The 15,116-nt window shown below is 41.4% G+C and carries 16 protein-coding genes; 13 read left to right on the top strand and 3 right to left on the bottom strand.

Annotated features, from left to right (window positions below):
• The first annotated feature begins 173 nt into the window (after nt 1–173).
• Nucleotides 174–899, top strand: coding sequence for a glutamine amidotransferase (locus tag GY065_RS05985; protein ID WP_174833434.1), 726 nt, complete (start codon nt 174–176; stop codon nt 897–899).
• Nucleotides 900–918: 19 nt separating this feature from the next.
• Here the strand turns inward: GY065_RS05985 and GY065_RS05980 are convergent, their stop codons facing one another.
• A complete protein-coding gene (locus GY065_RS05980; protein WP_078475639.1) occupies nt 919–1,275 on the bottom strand; it encodes a YkvA family protein in 357 nt (118 codons plus the stop codon).
• Between the two features lie 38 nt (nt 1,276–1,313).
• Nucleotides 1,314–1,781 carry a histidine phosphatase family protein gene (locus tag GY065_RS05975; RefSeq protein WP_100115702.1) on the bottom strand — a complete coding sequence of 156 codons (468 nt, stop codon included), beginning with the start codon at nt 1,779–1,781 and terminating at the stop codon, nt 1,314–1,316.
• Nucleotides 1,782–2,036: 255 nt separating this feature from the next.
• On the opposite strand from GY065_RS05975, the gene ubiA reads away from it, so the two are divergent.
• The 12 genes from ubiA (at nt 2,037) to GY065_RS05915 (ending at nt 13,105) form a co-directional block, all read left to right on the top strand.
• Entirely contained in the window at nt 2,037–2,867 is an 831-nt protein-coding gene (gene ubiA, locus GY065_RS05970; RefSeq protein WP_174833511.1) for a 4-hydroxybenzoate octaprenyltransferase, read from the top strand.
• Between the two features lie 150 nt (nt 2,868–3,017).
• A complete protein-coding gene (gene ptsN / locus GY065_RS05965) occupies nt 3,018–3,473 on the top strand; it encodes a PTS IIA-like nitrogen regulatory protein PtsN (RefSeq protein WP_025330763.1) in 456 nt (151 codons plus the stop codon).
• Between the two features lie 12 nt (nt 3,474–3,485).
• Nucleotides 3,486–4,448 (top strand): HPr(Ser) kinase/phosphatase, encoded by a 963-nt coding sequence (hprK, locus tag GY065_RS05960; protein WP_025330762.1) that lies wholly within the window; start codon nt 3,486–3,488, stop codon nt 4,446–4,448.
• Nucleotides 4,429–5,289: an RNase adapter RapZ gene (gene rapZ, locus GY065_RS05955; RefSeq protein WP_174833433.1), complete on the top strand. Its 861-nt coding sequence runs from the start codon at nt 4,429–4,431 to the stop codon at nt 5,287–5,289. The genes hprK and rapZ overlap by 20 nt, the downstream gene beginning before the upstream one ends.
• A gap of 89 nt (nt 5,290–5,378) precedes the next feature.
• Nucleotides 5,379–6,302, top strand: a complete 924-nt coding sequence (gene ylqF / locus GY065_RS05950) for a ribosome biogenesis GTPase YlqF (RefSeq protein WP_174833510.1) — start codon at nt 5,379–5,381, stop codon at nt 6,300–6,302.
• A gap of 53 nt (nt 6,303–6,355) precedes the next feature.
• The gene (locus GY065_RS05945; protein ID WP_037476284.1) at nt 6,356–6,946 is read left to right on the top strand and encodes an SMC-Scp complex subunit ScpB; all 591 of its coding nucleotides are present in this window, start codon (nt 6,356–6,358) and stop codon (nt 6,944–6,946) included.
• 10 nt (nt 6,947–6,956) lie between these two features.
• On the top strand, nt 6,957–7,994 hold the full coding sequence (locus GY065_RS05940) for a pseudouridine synthase (protein ID WP_174833432.1): 1,038 nt from the start codon (nt 6,957–6,959) through the stop codon (nt 7,992–7,994).
• Between the two features lie 236 nt (nt 7,995–8,230).
• Nucleotides 8,231–8,722, top strand: coding sequence for a PAS domain-containing protein (locus tag GY065_RS05935; RefSeq protein WP_232346093.1), 492 nt, complete (start codon nt 8,231–8,233; stop codon nt 8,720–8,722).
• Entirely contained in the window at nt 8,719–9,468 is a 750-nt protein-coding gene (locus tag GY065_RS05930; RefSeq protein WP_037476292.1) for a PhnD/SsuA/transferrin family substrate-binding protein, read from the top strand. The genes GY065_RS05935 and GY065_RS05930 overlap by 4 nt, the downstream gene beginning before the upstream one ends.
• 150 nt (nt 9,469–9,618) lie before the next feature.
• Nucleotides 9,619–10,572 carry a tRNA-dihydrouridine synthase gene (locus GY065_RS05925; protein ID WP_174833431.1) on the top strand — a complete coding sequence of 318 codons (954 nt, stop codon included), beginning with the start codon at nt 9,619–9,621 and terminating at the stop codon, nt 10,570–10,572.
• Complete coding sequence (locus tag GY065_RS05920) at nt 10,569–11,375, top strand: RNA methyltransferase (RefSeq protein WP_025330755.1); 807 nt, start codon at nt 10,569–10,571, stop codon at nt 11,373–11,375. Before GY065_RS05925 ends, GY065_RS05920 begins: the two co-directional genes overlap by 4 nt.
• A 140-nt stretch (nt 11,376–11,515) precedes the next feature.
• Nucleotides 11,516–13,105: a YdgA family protein gene (locus GY065_RS05915; RefSeq protein WP_174833430.1), complete on the top strand. Its 1,590-nt coding sequence runs from the start codon at nt 11,516–11,518 to the stop codon at nt 13,103–13,105.
• Nucleotides 13,106–13,185: 80 nt separating this feature from the next.
• Here the strand turns inward: GY065_RS05915 and mutL are convergent, their stop codons facing one another.
• Nucleotides 13,186–15,108: a DNA mismatch repair endonuclease MutL gene (mutL, locus tag GY065_RS05910; protein WP_174833429.1), complete on the bottom strand. Its 1,923-nt coding sequence runs from the start codon at nt 15,106–15,108 to the stop codon at nt 13,186–13,188.
• Nucleotides 15,109–15,116 lie beyond the last annotated feature (8 nt).

The following is a 15,116-nucleotide window of genomic DNA, read 5'->3' as shown; positions in this document are numbered from 1 at the left end:
CTAGCTTAAATCAGCGCCGCACTGTTTGTGCGGCGCTATTATATTTGCTTTGGCTATATCATAAATCAAAAATCTGATAAATGGAGATCCTTTTATAATTGGATATCTACCGGAAAAAACCGTATAGTTTAACCGGTTCATTCTGATTTTATTGTATATGGAGGAGAATAAAATTGCGGGTACATTTTATTATTCATCAGGATTATGAAGAAGCTGCAGCTTGTGAAGAATGGGCAATCAGTAGAGATTATCAGATTTCGCATTCACGCGTTTATCTTGGCGACAAATTACCCGAATCTGCAGCTGGTTTCGATATGCTGATTATTATGGGGGGGCCGCAATCACCAGTTACGACAATTGAGGAATGCCCTTATTTTGATACTAATGCAGAGCAAAGTCTGATTCTCAGTGCCATTAATAATGGTAAGGCTGTGCTTGGTATTTGTTTAGGTGCCCAATTAATCGGGCAGGCTTTAAACGGAATGTATGAACACAGTCCTAATAAAGAAATTGGTTATTTTCCAATTTATCTAACTCATGCAGGTATGGCGGATGAACTTATCTCTCATTTTGATAAAGAAATGCTAGTGGCACATTGGCATGGTGATATGCCGGGTCTGACCGAACAGGCACAAGTGCTTGCCTATAGTAAAGGTTGTCCGTGTCAGATTATCCGTTATGCACCGTTGGTATACGGTTTTCAGTGTCATCTGGAGCTGAATGCAAAAGCTATTGATAAATTAATTGCAGCTTCTGCATCTGAATTAGAGAAAGCAGCTGATTATCCTTTTATTCAGTCAGCAGAGGAAATCAGATATTTTGATTATTCTGTTATGAACCAGCAGCTTTTTATTTTTATGGATAAACTGATGCGGCTATATCAAAATAATATTGAATAGCTTAGCAGGAAGGTATGATTTAACGGTGAAAGAATCGGGAAACAGCTGTTTCAGCCTGAGCTTTAAGTGCCGGTGTGATGGCTTTTTGCAGTTGTCTGCATACCATGGTAATAACCGCAATATCATCAGTAAATCCTATTGGTCCGAGTAAATCGGGAATCAGATCTATAGGACTGAGAAAATAGAGCAGGGCACCCAATATCAGCATTTTACTGCGTAGCGGTGTTTCTGCTGATTTAAAAAGCAGATATAAGGTGTATAGCTGCACCATTACGGGCTTACCCAGAATTAAGGCATTTTTACTAAGCTTTGTGAAAAAGCTTTTTTCATTGAACTGATTATGTCCGATATTGACATTTTTATGTAACCAACTCATCGCTATATGCTTTCATTTGCAGATTATATCTGTATGGTTTATTTTAAAGCAGCGGGTGCAAGAACGACTTTTAGCCGTGCCTGATGGCGCTGTTGATAAAAACGGACATCAAACCACCAAAAAGCTGATTTTTTCACTGACCAGAATTGCTGCGGTAACCAGATGCCGTTGAGCAAATAAGCGCAGAACTGACCTATCCATGGTTGATGACCTACCCATATCTGTGTAGAAGAAGCAGCGTTCTGTTGTTGCAGAAAAGTAGCGAGATTAAGCGGATGGCTGTTAGGATTCAGTAATTTATTAATAGTCAAAGGCTGTTTAAGAAATTCTGCAGTTTGCTGTGCTCTTACTGCTTCTGAGCAGAAAACTTGAAAGTTATTCGGTAAATGCTGATGCAACCATTGAGCACTGGACTTTGCCTGCTGCTGACCTTTAATTGTTAATCTTCGTGCCATATCATTGCGGCTATCTTCAGCCTCGGCATGACGCCATAAAATTAAATCCATATCTTACTCCTTTGGATTATGGTTTCAGAGTGCAGTTAGCTGTTATGCTTATGCTACAATTATTTGGTTTGCCGACTTCTTTCTGATAGTAGTAGCATCAGTAGTGTTCTGGCAATGTGGCAGAGGCTATCTTTGTATTTTTTAATCATGCATTAACATTGAAAGACAGGTGTGAATCGATTTTTTGTAGAAAGGAAACTGCAAGATAAAAAAAACGGGCAGTTGGCTGAGCGCTTTCAAGTCTATATACAGTTAATGCGTATAGACCGGCCGATTGGTACGTTATTGCTGTTATGGCCAACCTGGTGGGCTTTATGGATTGCTGCAGACGGGTATCCGGACTGGTTAATCGTGCTGCTGTTTACAATCGGCACTTTTTTAATGCGCAGTGCCGGTTGCGTGATTAATGATTATGCAGACCGCGATTTTGACGGTGCTGTTGATCGTACCTGTCAGCGACCTTTTGCTTTAAAAAAGGTAAGTAAAAAAGAAGCGCTCATACTGACATTACTACTGTGTATTTTGTCTACATTCTGTTTGCTGCCTATGAATCGGCTTACCTGGCTGATGAGTATTCCCGCACTATTTCTAGCCATGACATATCCGTTTACTAAACGTTTTTTTCCTTTACCGCAATTATATCTTGGTCTGGCATTTTCGTTTGGGATACCTATGGCGTTTGCAGCGATAACTAATCATGTGCCGATGATTGCGTGGATTTTACTGGCTGCCAATACATTGTGGACTTTAGCTTATGACACTATATATGCCATGGCAGATAAGGAAGATGATTTAAAAATCGGCATTCATACATCTGCAATTACTTTTGGTAATCACGATATTACTGCTGTTATGTTGTGTCATGCAGGGTTTGATCTGCTGATGATTCTGGCTGGCTGGCAGATTCACGCAACTATCTGGTACTGGCTGGCACTGGTAATTGTATCTGTTTTGCAGTATTGTCAATGGCTCAATATTCGTACAAGAGACCGCAAAATATGCTTTATCATGTTTGTTCGTAATAACCGGATTGGTCTTATCCTGTTTATTGGATTGCTTCTGCATTACTGGATAGGCAAATCATGAGCAATGAAAACATTATCGGGTAGAAATAAGAGATAATTTTTGTAATTTGATTGTATTGAAATAAATTGTATCTGATTCAGCAAAGTAAATTAGTCCCCTTTCCGGATTAGCCGGCTGTACAGTGCAGTTTGATAGGAATTGAATATGAGCATGAGTTTAATTGGGGATATTTTACCGGTTTCACATGTGGTTCTTGATTTAAATGTAAGTAGTAAGAAACGTCTGTTTGAAGAAGCCGGTCAATTATTATCCGAAGAGGCAGGTTTGTCGCAGGAAGATGTTTTTAATTGTTTGTTTGCACGCGAAAAGCTGGGTTCTACCGCATTAGGTAAGGGTGTGGCCATTCCGCATGGGCGTACCGGTGCAGTAAAAGATACGGTAGGTGCGTTTTTCCGTCTGCAGACACCCATCGCATTTGATGCTCCGGATGAGCAACCCGTCAGTCTGGTATTTATACTATTGGTACCGGAAAATGCATCAACCAAGCATTTGAATGTTTTATCGGAACTGGCCGGAAAATTTTCACAAAAATCTGTACGCAATGCATTATTGTCTGCTACCAGTGCCGAAAGTGTGCGTGAAATACTGATAGCAGAACAGGTATAAGGAAACATTACTATGCCCAGTATTTCGGTACGGCGCTTATATCATGACAATCAGACAAAACTGAAACTTGCATGGTCTGCCGGCACAGCCGGTGCGGATAACCGTATCAGTATTGACGCCGATAAGCCGGTACTGGCGCTGGTAGGACATCTGAATTTTATTCATCCCAATCAGGTGCAGGTAATCGGGATTGCAGAAGTCGAGTATCTGAATAAAATTGAAGCCGGTGAAATCAAAACCACGCTTAATGAATTGTTCGATTTGACTATGTCACTGATCATAGTCGCAAATGATTTACCTGTGCCCTATATGCTGCGTGATTATTGTCATACGCATAATGTACCTTTGCTGACATCCAAAACAGAAAGCCCTTTTCTGATGGATGTTTTGCGAATTTATCTGCAGAGGGTGCTGGCAGCTTCTACAGTTAAATACGGCGTATTTCTGGATGTATTTGAAGTTGGTGTGCTGATAACCGGTCAGTCAGGTCTGGGTAAAAGCGAACTGGCGCTGGAGCTGATATCACGCGGACATGGTCTGGTGGCAGATGATGCGGTGGAGTTATACCGTATCGGGCCGGAAACACTTGAAGGCCGCTGTCCGGCTATGCTGAAGGATTTTCTTGAAGTGCGCGGTCTTGGTGTTTTGAATATACGGGCAATTTTCGGTGAAACTGCTGTGCGACCCAAAAAGCAGTTACAGCTGATAATCAATCTGGTGCTGGCCGATGATACCCATATGCAAAGGATTGACCGTCTGAGTATAAAAAGTGAAACTGAAAGCATTCTCAATGTATCTATTCGCAGTGTTACTCTGCCAGTAGCAGTGGGTCGAAATCTGGCTGTATTGGTAGAGGCTGCTGTGAGTAATTTTATTTTACAAATGCGTGGTCAGGACAGTACCAAGCAATTTCTGGATCGTCATAATTCAATGCTGAAAGAGGATGCGGTGAATCATGAGGATAGTATTGATTAGCGGATTATCCGGTTCCGGAAAATCCATTGCTTTACGTTTACTGGAAGATGTCGGCTTTGTCTGCGTTGATAATTTACCGGTAAAGCTGTTGCCCGGTCTGATTGAACACTATGCAGTCAGTCATGTAGCGCAACTTGGCGTAAGCGTAGATATCCGTTCACGCTTCAACCCTGCAGATGTATTGGAACTGGTCACACAGTTACGTACTTTGGGGCATCAGGTAGATTTGCTGTTTTTAACTTCTTCTGTAGCCGTTTTACTGCGCCGGTTTTCAGAAACACGCCGCAGCCATCCATTGGCACGTGAACATAAAACATTAAGTGAGAGTGTTTCTGCTGAACAGCAATACATGTTTACTTTGCAAAGCCACGCTTATGTAATAGATACTTCATTACTGAATGTCTCGCAATTGCGCCGTCAGATTCAGCAATGGTTGCACTTGCCGGTAGCGCCAATGCGTGTTGTTCTGGAGTCTTTTGGTTATAAATTTGGTGTACCTGCCGGTCTTGATTTCGTTTTTGATGTGCGTTTTTTACCTAATCCCTATTATGATTTCCACTTACGTCCGTATAGTGGTCTGGATGAACCTGTAAGGACATTTTTTTCCGGACAGCCGGTTATGGCAGAAATGATAGATGATTTATCCGGTTTTCTATTGCGCTGGTTACCGCAAATGGAAAAAGAAAGTCGCAGTTATGTTAATATTGGCATCGGCTGTACTGGTGGTCATCATCGTTCTGTTTATATTGTAGAAGCACTGGCAAACAAGTTAAATGCTTATTCAGTATTGATTCGGCACAGACAGTTAGAATTAAGTAATCATTCTGAAAAAACGGTATAATACGCATTATGCGTTATTCAGGCAGCCTGATGTCAGGCTGCCTGAATGTTTTCAGTTTTGATATTTTTGATTTCAGACAAGGACAATTTATGGCTATTCAGTGGTATCCCGGGCATATGAACAAAGCCAAAAAAGTCATTGCCGAACGGATAAAGAGCGTGGATATGGTAATTGAAGTGCTGGATGCCCGCCTGCCTGCTTCCAGTGCCAATCCTTTGCTGGCAAAACTGTCCGGGAATAAACCAAAATTAAAAATTCTGAATAAGCAGGACTTAGCTGATCCCGAGCGCACAGAGTTGTGGCTGGCTGATTACCGTTCCCAGTCCAATACTAATGTCTTGGCACTGGATGCATCAGAAAAGCAGGCTGCTAACAGAATTATTGCGGCCAGCCGTGCACTGGTTCCTAATCGCCACGGTTTGGACAGACCACTGAGAGTGCTTATTTGCGGTATTCCCAATGTAGGTAAATCTACCTTAATTAATGGCATGCTGGGTAAACGCAGTGCTAAAACCGGTAATGAACCGGGTATTACTAAGGCTGAACAGCGACTGATACTGGCTGATGATTTCTGGTTATACGACACGCCCGGAATGTTATGGCCGAAAATTATAGTTGAGGAAGCCGGTTATAATTTAGCTGCCAGTGGTGCCGTGGGTCGTAATGCCCTGGATGAAGAGGTGGTAGCACTGGAATTATTGGATTATCTGCGCCGGCATTATTTGCCGTTACTACAGCAACGCTATCAGGCTGACCTGAGCGAAAGCCCGCACTGGCTTGATGATCAATGGTTAGAATGGGTAGGTAAAAAGCGTGGTGCATTATTAAGTGGCGGGCGCATTGATTACCAGAAAGCTGCTGAACGCTTGCTGACCGATTTTCGTGACGGACTAATCGGTCGTATTACATTGGAAACGCCCAATCAGTGGGCAGTTTGGTTGAAAAAAGGTCAGCAGCATGAAGCACAGCTTAAGGCAGAACGGGCAGCCAGAAAAGCTGCGCGCAAAGGTTAATCTTTATAGATTATTTAAAACGGATTTCAATTTAAGTATAGAAATATATGACTATGAATCAATCTGTTTCTATCGAAGCATTAATTGAAGCTGCATTGCTGACCCAGAGTGAGGCATTAAGTGAAAAAATTTTGTCTGCACTTACTGATCCGCCTTTATCATCAGATGAGTTAACCAGCATACTGGAAGCACTGCAAATACGCTGGCAGGAAAGGGCACTTAATCTGGTGCATAGTGCCGAGGGCTGGCGCTTTCAGGTTATTCATGCTGCCTATCCCCGTTTGGCCAGTCTGGATGTTCAGCGCACCCCCCGTTATTCCCGGGCTGTACTGGAAACACTGGCCATCATTGCCTACCAGCAGCCGGTAACGCGAAGTGATATTGAGGCTATCCGTGGTGTTGCTGTCTCAAGTAATGTTTTACAAACATTACAGGATCGAGGCTGGATAGAAATTATCGGACAGCGTGATAGCCTGGGAAGACCAAATTTATGGGCTACCACAGCTGGCTTTCTGAGTGATTTGCAGCTGGAAGATTTAAGCCAGTTACCACCATTAACTGAATTGGGTGAGCTTGTCTTACCTGATTTAAATGAACCTGCCGTAGATCAGTCTACCGCAGAAGAACTGTCTGAAGACAGATAGGAGTATATGAATGAATCAAGCCAAGAAAAAATTAACTAAACGTCAAATACGCGACGGAGTAGCCAGTAAAAGCAATAAACATGTTTCTGGGCGACACTCCGGTAATAAGACCAAATCAGCTCTCAGACAGCAAAATAATACTGGTGGTAAAGCGGATAGTTCTGTAATTACAGCTAATACAAAAACGAAAGTACAGCGTGCCAAAAAACTGGTGCAGCGTACGCCTAATCAAGAAATTCAGCAACGGGCAAGGATGCTGAAAGACCAGCGTATCAGTTTGGAAAAAATGGAACCTGTGAGACTGCAAAAAGCACTTGCCGCTTCTGGTGCCGGTTCAAGACGGGAAATGGAGCAGTGGATTAGCCAGGGGCTGGTACGTGTTAACGGTAAAGTGGCTCAATTGGGAGACAAAATCACGCCGGATGATGAAGTCAGTGTGCGTGGTTCTGCTATTAATATCAAATGGCCGGATCGTTTGCCGCGCATTATGGTTTATTACAAACAGGAAGGTGAAATTGTCAGCCGTGATGATCCGCAGCGACGGGTTAGTGTATTTGATCGCTTGCCTCAAACTGCCAGCAGTCGCTGGGTAGCCATTGGTCGTCTGGATATCAATACATGTGGGCTATTGATATTAACCACTTCCGGCGAGCTAGTTAACCGGTTTGCTCATCCGAGTTTTGAAGTAGAACGCGAATATGCTGTCCGTGTTCTGGGTGAACTGAGTGAAGAACAGAAACAGAGTTTGCTCAATGGTGTTGAACTGGAAGATGGTATTGCTCAGGCTCAGCATCTGTGGGAACAGGGTGGTGAAGGAGCGAATAAATGGTATAACATCATCATTAAAGAGGGTCGCAATCGTGAGGTAAGGCGTTTGTTTGAAAGTCAGGGGTTGACTGTAAGCCGTCTGGTTCGCGTGCGATTTGGACCAATTGCCTTACCTAATAGACTGAAACGTGGTCAGTATTACGAACTGAATGAATTTGAAGTAGCCAATATTATGAAATGGGCTGGTTTATATCAGTCTGAGTCTTCAAAGAAACGGTAAATATAGAGCTTTTTTAGTTGATATATCGCTCAATTATATGTTATATCTAATTAATCAGTGTATATTTTTTTTTACATTAAGTTGAATATGGGTTGATTTGTGTCAATAAATAGTGTCTTTTTTTACACAACCTGATTAAATGCTTTGTGTTCTTTTGCTAATCGGCGCAATATATATTGCAAATTAATTATTGCATTATTTGCTTGGTTGTCCACATTCAAGAAAATGGAGTCATAATGATTTCACCAATGAAAGTGCCTGAAATTGAACATCGCACATTTGAATTGACACATTACGATGGTATAAAACGCACGGTATATTGTACTGATGTAGAAACAGAGTTTCCTGATGGCTGTCTGATTACTTCAAGAACAGATCTGAAGGGAATTATCACTCATGCAAATGAAGTGTTTGTACACATGAGTGGCTGGTCGCGCGATGAACTGATGGGTGCCGAGCACTATATTTTACGCCATCCTGATATGCCCAAAGTAGCTTATAAAGATTTGTGGGATACTGTAGAGCAAGGAAAAAAATGGCATGGTTATGTAAAAAACCTGCGTAAAGATGGTGGTTTTTACTGGGTTTACGCTACGATAGTACCTAATATCCGTGATGGTGTTATTGAAGGCTATACCTCTGTACGACGTAAACCTTCCCGCAGTAAAGTATTAGAAATGCAGACATTATATGAAGGTCTCATGAAAGAAGAGCGGGGTAACTCATGACTATCAATTTTTTAATTGCCCCAGATTTTCCTCCTGAATACTATGCCGGATGGCATTTTCTTAATACTCGCCTGCAACGGCTGATTGATGCTCCAGTGCATTTATCTATGGCCAGCAATTCTGAAGAAGAACAGCAGGAAATTGACAATGATAATGTTGATATTATCTATGCCAATCCGTTCAATGCTTCCAAGCTTATTCGCGAACTTGGTTATTTGCCGGTAGTAAAGCCTGTCAATCGTTTTGATGAGATGGTTATTGCCAGTAGTGCTGACAGTGATATTAAGTCACTTGCAGATATCAAGCCCGGTATGTCAATTCTGTGTACCGAGAATTATGATGTTAAATTAATTGCTTTGCGACTGTTGGAAGCCGTAGATATAGAAGAAAAAGATTTAACATGGATTAAAAGTGAATCTTTTGCAGCTGTTGCACGCGGACTGATACAGAATCAGGGTAATATTGGTTTATTTATGTCCTCTGCTTATCATAAACTGACCTCTATTACACGTAGTCGCTTAAACCTGTTAATTGAAAGTAAAATCAAAGATTTGTATCATTTGATTTTATTGCATCCGCGTAATGCAGAAATGCTGGAAAACTTACAGAATGCATTTAGTACCATGCATGATACTCCGGCTGGTGAAATGCTGCTGGAGGACTTGGGTTTAAATGAAGGCTTTGAAGTATTGAAAAAAGAAGATGTTGAATTATTAATCGATCTGATTGAAACATTACGCGATTAAAGCTTTCAAAAGCAATTTTATTTTATAATTGTTGACGCAACTTGTTTATAAAACGAGTTGCGTTGTTTTTTGATTTAAGTAATTGTAATTTGTGTGGGCTGTATTATTTTGCAAACTAAAAGTACTGTACCAAAATTATTTTTGGCGCCTATGCAGGGTTTAATAGATGCGCCAATGCGCGATCTGTTAACACGCATTGGCGGATTTGATGTTTGTGTTACTGAATTTGTGCGCATAACTCATACCATTCATGGTCGCTCTATCTGGCTGAAATATATGCCTGAACTGGCAAATAATAATCAAACTCAGGCCGGTACTGCTGTAGCCGTACAGATATTAGGAAGCGATGCAGAAAATATGGCACTGAATGCTCAAAAAGTGGTTGAACTGGGTGCTACACATATTGATTTAAATTTTGGTTGCCCGGCTCCTACTGTTAACCAGCATCAGGGTGGTGCAGTTCTCTTGCAGTATCCGGATAAAATTGAACAAATAGTAGCCAAAGTACGCAAAAGCCTGTCAGATAAAATTATGCTGAGTGCCAAAATGCGTCTGGGTTATGAAAATAAAGATCTGGCTCTAGATTGTGCACAGGCCATAGAACAGGGTGGTGCAGAGCAGCTAACCGTACATGCACGTACAAAAATCGAAGGATACCGGCCTCCCGCTCATTGGGAATGGATAGGACGTATTAATCAAGCAGTTTGTATTCCGGTTATTGCCAATGGTGATGTATTTACACTGGCTGATTATCAGAAAATCCGTGCTGTTAGTAATTGTACAGATGTTATGCTGGGGCGCGGGGCAATTCAATGTCCGGATCTGGCGCGGCAAATTGCTGCCTATAATCATGGGCAAGTAATATCTGCTCTATCATGGCAAGAAATTCTGCCGTGGATTAATGATTTTTTTAATAGTTGCTGTGATAAAGCCGCCGAGGGTTCTGCTTATCCGGTATCCAGACTAAAGCAATGGCTGGGCATGCTTAAATTAAATTACCCTGAAGCAGGAAAGTTATTTACCCAGCTGCGTACTTTAACAGCCGTTAATCAAATCAGTCAGGTTCTTAATCAGCAATTAGAAGAAAGCCAAAATATTGTATGAGTTATAAAATTATACAATCTGCCAGTAATAATGAACTGAAGCATTTGTCCAAATTAATTGCTCAGTCTCATTACCGTCGTCAGCATCAGCTTGCTGTACTGGAAGGTGTTCATCTGGTTGAAACATTTATTCAGGCTGGATATTTAATTCAGACATTATATTTACCGCAACAGCGTATTCATGACCCGGAAATTTCTGATTTACTTGCAACAATTCCGGCACATCAGGTTGTACTGGTTGCGAACAATCTACTGGATAAAATCAGTGATTTAGTTAATTCAAGAGAACCTGTAGCAATAGTGAAGCTACCGGAGGTTGTATCTGCATCAGATATTCAGGATGTTATTCTTTTAGAAAGAGTACAGGATCCCGGTAATACCGGTACCATTTTACGCAGTGCTCTGGCTGCCGGTGTTCATAATATTGTACTGAGCAAAGATAGTGTTGATGTCTGGTCGCCTAAAGTATTACGTGCAGCAATGGGCGCGCATGCCTATTTGAATATACAGACTGTTTCCGATTTAACAGCATGGTGTACAGATTATGCCTATCCGTTGTATGCTACGGTATTGAGTCCTGAGTCTCATAGTCTTTATACATTAAATCTGAACGAACCTGCCGGCTGGATATTCGGCAATGAAGGAAGCGGACTGAGTGCAAAAATGCTACAAGCTGCTTCCAGACGCGTAATTATTCCCATGACTGGTCAGACTGAATCACTTAACGTGGCTATGGCTGCAACTATTTGTTTATTTGAACAACAGCGGCAGCGGCTTTTGGTAAACACCCTACCAAACAATTAATATTTTTATTTTTCAGGTCTGATTTGCAGATACCGGAATGAAACTAGGGCAGTTATCAGCAGCAAACCCGGCGGACAAATGCTCTGTTTGATGTTATCCTGCTAATCTTGCAGAACGTAGATATATAAGATATTTCAAGCATGAATAAACGTATTGTAACGATTGTTGCTGCCTTAGTGGCGGTTGTATTACTGATTTTACTGGGTTTGCCATACTATCTGGGTATTAAAGCCCAGCAAAGTCTTGACGAACAGCGTGCTTTACTAGCCAAAAATTCTTTTCTACTGATTGAAAAGCAGAACTATGAACGCGGCTGGTTTAGCTCAACAGAGACTATGCAGATTCGCTTTAAACCCAGTTTTTTTGCCGGTGTACAGCAACAGTTACCGGATAATGTACGCACGGTACTGCAACAACCGATTACTTTGGTTAATCATGTACATCATGGATTATTTGCCGGCAGTATTCGTCCTGTACGGGCTCATGTAGAAACTGAGCTACAGTTCACGCCTCAGGCAAAACAGATTCTTGATCGTTTTTTTGGTCAGAATGCGCCACTACAGCTTGAAAATACTATTAATCTAAGTGGAAGCGGACAAATGCACGTTGTAATTCCGAAATTCAATTATGAAGAATTATCCGGAATTAAAATCAATTGGCAGGGGCTGGATTCTACAATTGATTATGCTAAAGATTTTAATAGTTATGATAGTCATACCGTCAGTCCTGGTCTGGATGTGATTCTGGCGACTAAAGGACATACGTCTTATCAGGATTTAAAGCTGAATAGCCATACAGAACATGGTAAAACATCACTGGCTTTAGGTAATAGTGATCTGAGTATCAAAAACATTACATTTATCTGGAATGATGTATCAGATAACAGTATCCGTTTAGATCAATTGGTTAATCTGGTAACCAATTTGCAGATAGGTGCATTTATTAGTCCGGCTGGTAGCAGTATTCCTGCCAAAATTAACATTCAGGATCTGAAACTGGCTACTTCTACTCAGGAAAAAGATCAGTGGATTAATAGCAATGGTAAATTTGGTTTTGCTAAATTAGAGTATGGCAATGATGTTTATGGTCCGCTGGATATTGATGCATCTGCCGAACATCTGGATGCAGCCAGTCTAGTAGCGATTAATAATAAAATTACTCAGTTATCCACTCAGAATCTGAATAATGAGCAACTTCGCGCAGCAATTGTATCTGCTGTACGTAATGAGGGGCAGGGATTGTTTACTCATGACCCGCTTATTAAACTGAACAGTTTTAAATTGCAAATGCCGCAGGGCTTAATAGATATACATGGCAGCCTTGGTTTCAAAAACCTGCTTGCCTCTGATATGCAGCAGTTTGGATTAATGCTGAACAAAACTGAATCAGAGATGGACTTTGCCATTCCTCAGGCAATAATGGAAAATTTTGCTATCAGTCAGGCACGTGCCTTTTTTACTGTGGATGCCAGTGCTGGAGGTCCGGAAGCTCTTGAAGATATTGACCAGACAATCCGCTTGATGATTGATAGTGCAGTTAAATCCATGCAAACCAAAGGCTATATACAAATCAACAATGGAGTTATTAAAACTCATCTGAAATTAATGGGTGGTAAGCTTTATCTGAATGGCAAAATGTGGAATAACGAATCAGAATCTGAGCCGGATTATGCTGAATTACCGGCAGCGTCTGAAACTGCTTCTGTATCTCAAGCTACCGCTAATCACTAACTACCATTAGTATAAAACCTCTTAATCTTGCTGATTAAGAGGTTTTTATTAATTTATATATCTAATCTTAGTATAGATAATTATTGACCTCTCAAAAATAAAGCATCCAAATCCTGCAAGCGAAGTTTTACCCATGTTGGGCGACCATGATTACACTGATTAGCACGTTCTGTATTTTCCATATCGCGCAGTAATGCATTCATCTCCGGTAAAGTTAATTTACGTCCCGCACGTACTGAACCGTGACAGGCTAAAGTGGAAAGAATGCGGTTTTCCCGTTCCCTGATGACTTCGCTACTGCCAATTTTCATTAAATCATCCAAAACTTCTTGTACCAGCATCTTAATATCGCTTTTTACCAACATAGCGGGTACGGTATGCACCACCAATTGCTGATGATTTTCAACCGAAATATCCAGACCATAATCTTGTAAAGTAGCGGCATATTCATTTGCCAGGGCAATTTCTTCATGGCTGGCATTAAAGCGGATTGGAATCAGTAATGTCTGACTATTTACTTTACCCGTTGCATCGCGCTGTTGCTTCATTTTTTCATAATTTACCCGTTCGGCACTAGCATGCATATCGACCAGAATAAGTGCGTCTTCTGCTTGTGCCAGAATATAGATATCAAGTAGCTGGGCAATAGCATATCCCAGTGGGGGAATTATCGTTTCATTTACCTGTACTGATTGATAAGTAGAATTTATACCGCGTACTTGCTCCAAGTTGGCCAGTTCATTATCAACTTCTGCTGATTGTGGGATACTGATTGTATTGTTTTCAAGTACTGGTTCTGATTTATATAATTCAGCATAAGTATTCAGAGCACTCTGTGATTCTTTTAAACTCAGATTGCGCTGAACTGGTGTATGGCTTCGCTGATATGGTGCCGGAGAGTGTATTGCAGTATTGATTTTATTAGAACCAAATACTTGTTGAACTTCAGCCGGCTGTTTTTGCATAATATCTTTGAGTGCTGTTTCCGGCTGAGATACAGAGGTGGTATGGCTGGCATTCGTAGAAGCCAGACATTTATTCAAAGTATGAAATACAAGCTGATGTACAGCCTGACCTTGGCGGAAACGCACTTCAGTTTTGGTTGGATGGACATTTGCATCAACTTCGGTAGGAGGCAAGGTAAGAAACAGGATAAATGCAGGTGTTAAAGCCTGATGTAAAACATCGTTATATGCCTGTTTAACTGCATGCAGAATAATTTTATCCCGTACAAATCGTTGATTGACAAAAATATATTGCTGGCTGGTTTTGCCATGTGTAAAAGTAGGTTTACCAATAAGTCCGTGTAAACGCATTTCATTGAGTTTTTCATCAACACTCAGGCTGGCAGCGGTAAAATCTGTTCCCATAATGGCTGAGCAGCGCTCTTGCAGGGATTGCGCAGGCAATGAAAGTATATTTTTATTATTATGTTGTAAACTGAATGCTACTTCAGGATGAGCCAGTGCCAGACGTTCTACCATGGTACGGCAATGGGCAAACTCAGTTGCAGGAGATTTAAGAAACTGACGCCTTGCCGGTGTGTTGAAAAAAAGTTCAACTACATCAACAGTTGTTCCAATGGAATGTGCAGCTGGTTTAACATCACTGAGTTTGCCGTCTTCTGCATAAATCTGAGTTGCGTGATTATCCATATCTGTACGGCTGGTTAGAGTCAGGCGGCTGACTGAGGCAATACTGGCCAGACCTTCACCACGAAAACCCATGCTTACTACTTTTTCCAGATCTTCCAGAGAACTGATTTTACTTGTTGCATGGCGATGTAAAGCTAGCGGAATATCTGTCTTATCTATGCCCTGGCCATCATCAGTAACCGACAATCGTTTGATACCGCCGGTTTCCAGCTGAATATCAATATGGCTGGCTCCCGCATCCAGACTGTTTTCAATTATTTCTTTCAGTGCATTGGCCGGACGTTCAATCACTTCTCCGGCAGCTATCTGGTTAATTAAATGATCGGGTAATACATGTATCTGACTCATAACATGCC

Source organism: Snodgrassella sp. ESL0323, from assembly GCF_013346865.1.
Taxonomy (GTDB): Bacteria; Pseudomonadota; Gammaproteobacteria; order Burkholderiales; family Neisseriaceae; genus Snodgrassella; species Snodgrassella alvi.
Note: the sequence above shows the minus strand (reverse complement) of the source record. Positions and strands in the feature narration are given on the sequence as shown.

Bases quoted from the DNA above. Each gene is read 5' to 3' on its own strand.
- GY065_RS05940 (WP_174833432.1), top strand. From the start codon at position 6,957: ATGAATCAAGCCAAGAAAAAATTAACTAAACGTCAAATACGCGACGGA.
- ptsN (WP_025330763.1), top strand. From the start codon at position 3,018: ATGAGTTTAATTGGGGATATTTTACCGGTTTCACATGTGGTTCTTGAT.
- ylqF (WP_174833510.1), top strand. From the start codon at position 5,379: ATGGCTATTCAGTGGTATCCCGGGCATATGAACAAAGCCAAAAAAGTC.
- mutL (WP_174833429.1), bottom strand. From the start codon at position 15,108: ATGAGTCAGATACATGTATTACCCGATCATTTAATTAACCAGATAGCT.
- GY065_RS05945 (WP_037476284.1), top strand. From the start codon at position 6,356: ATGAATCAATCTGTTTCTATCGAAGCATTAATTGAAGCTGCATTGCTG.
- GY065_RS05925 (WP_174833431.1), top strand. From the start codon at position 9,619: ATGCAGGGTTTAATAGATGCGCCAATGCGCGATCTGTTAACACGCATT.
- GY065_RS05930 (WP_037476292.1), top strand. From the start codon at position 8,719: ATGACTATCAATTTTTTAATTGCCCCAGATTTTCCTCCTGAATACTAT.
- hprK (WP_025330762.1), top strand. From the start codon at position 3,486: ATGCCCAGTATTTCGGTACGGCGCTTATATCATGACAATCAGACAAAA.
- GY065_RS05935 (WP_232346093.1), top strand. From the start codon at position 8,231: ATGATTTCACCAATGAAAGTGCCTGAAATTGAACATCGCACATTTGAA.
- rapZ (WP_174833433.1), top strand. From the start codon at position 4,429: ATGAGGATAGTATTGATTAGCGGATTATCCGGTTCCGGAAAATCCATT.
- GY065_RS05920 (WP_025330755.1), top strand. From the start codon at position 10,569: ATGAGTTATAAAATTATACAATCTGCCAGTAATAATGAACTGAAGCAT.
- GY065_RS05980 (WP_078475639.1), bottom strand. From the start codon at position 1,275: ATGAGTTGGTTACATAAAAATGTCAATATCGGACATAATCAGTTCAAT.
- GY065_RS05975 (WP_100115702.1), bottom strand. From the start codon at position 1,781: ATGGATTTAATTTTATGGCGTCATGCCGAGGCTGAAGATAGCCGCAAT.
- ubiA (WP_174833511.1), top strand. From the start codon at position 2,037: ATGCGTATAGACCGGCCGATTGGTACGTTATTGCTGTTATGGCCAACC.
- GY065_RS05915 (WP_174833430.1), top strand. From the start codon at position 11,516: ATGAATAAACGTATTGTAACGATTGTTGCTGCCTTAGTGGCGGTTGTA.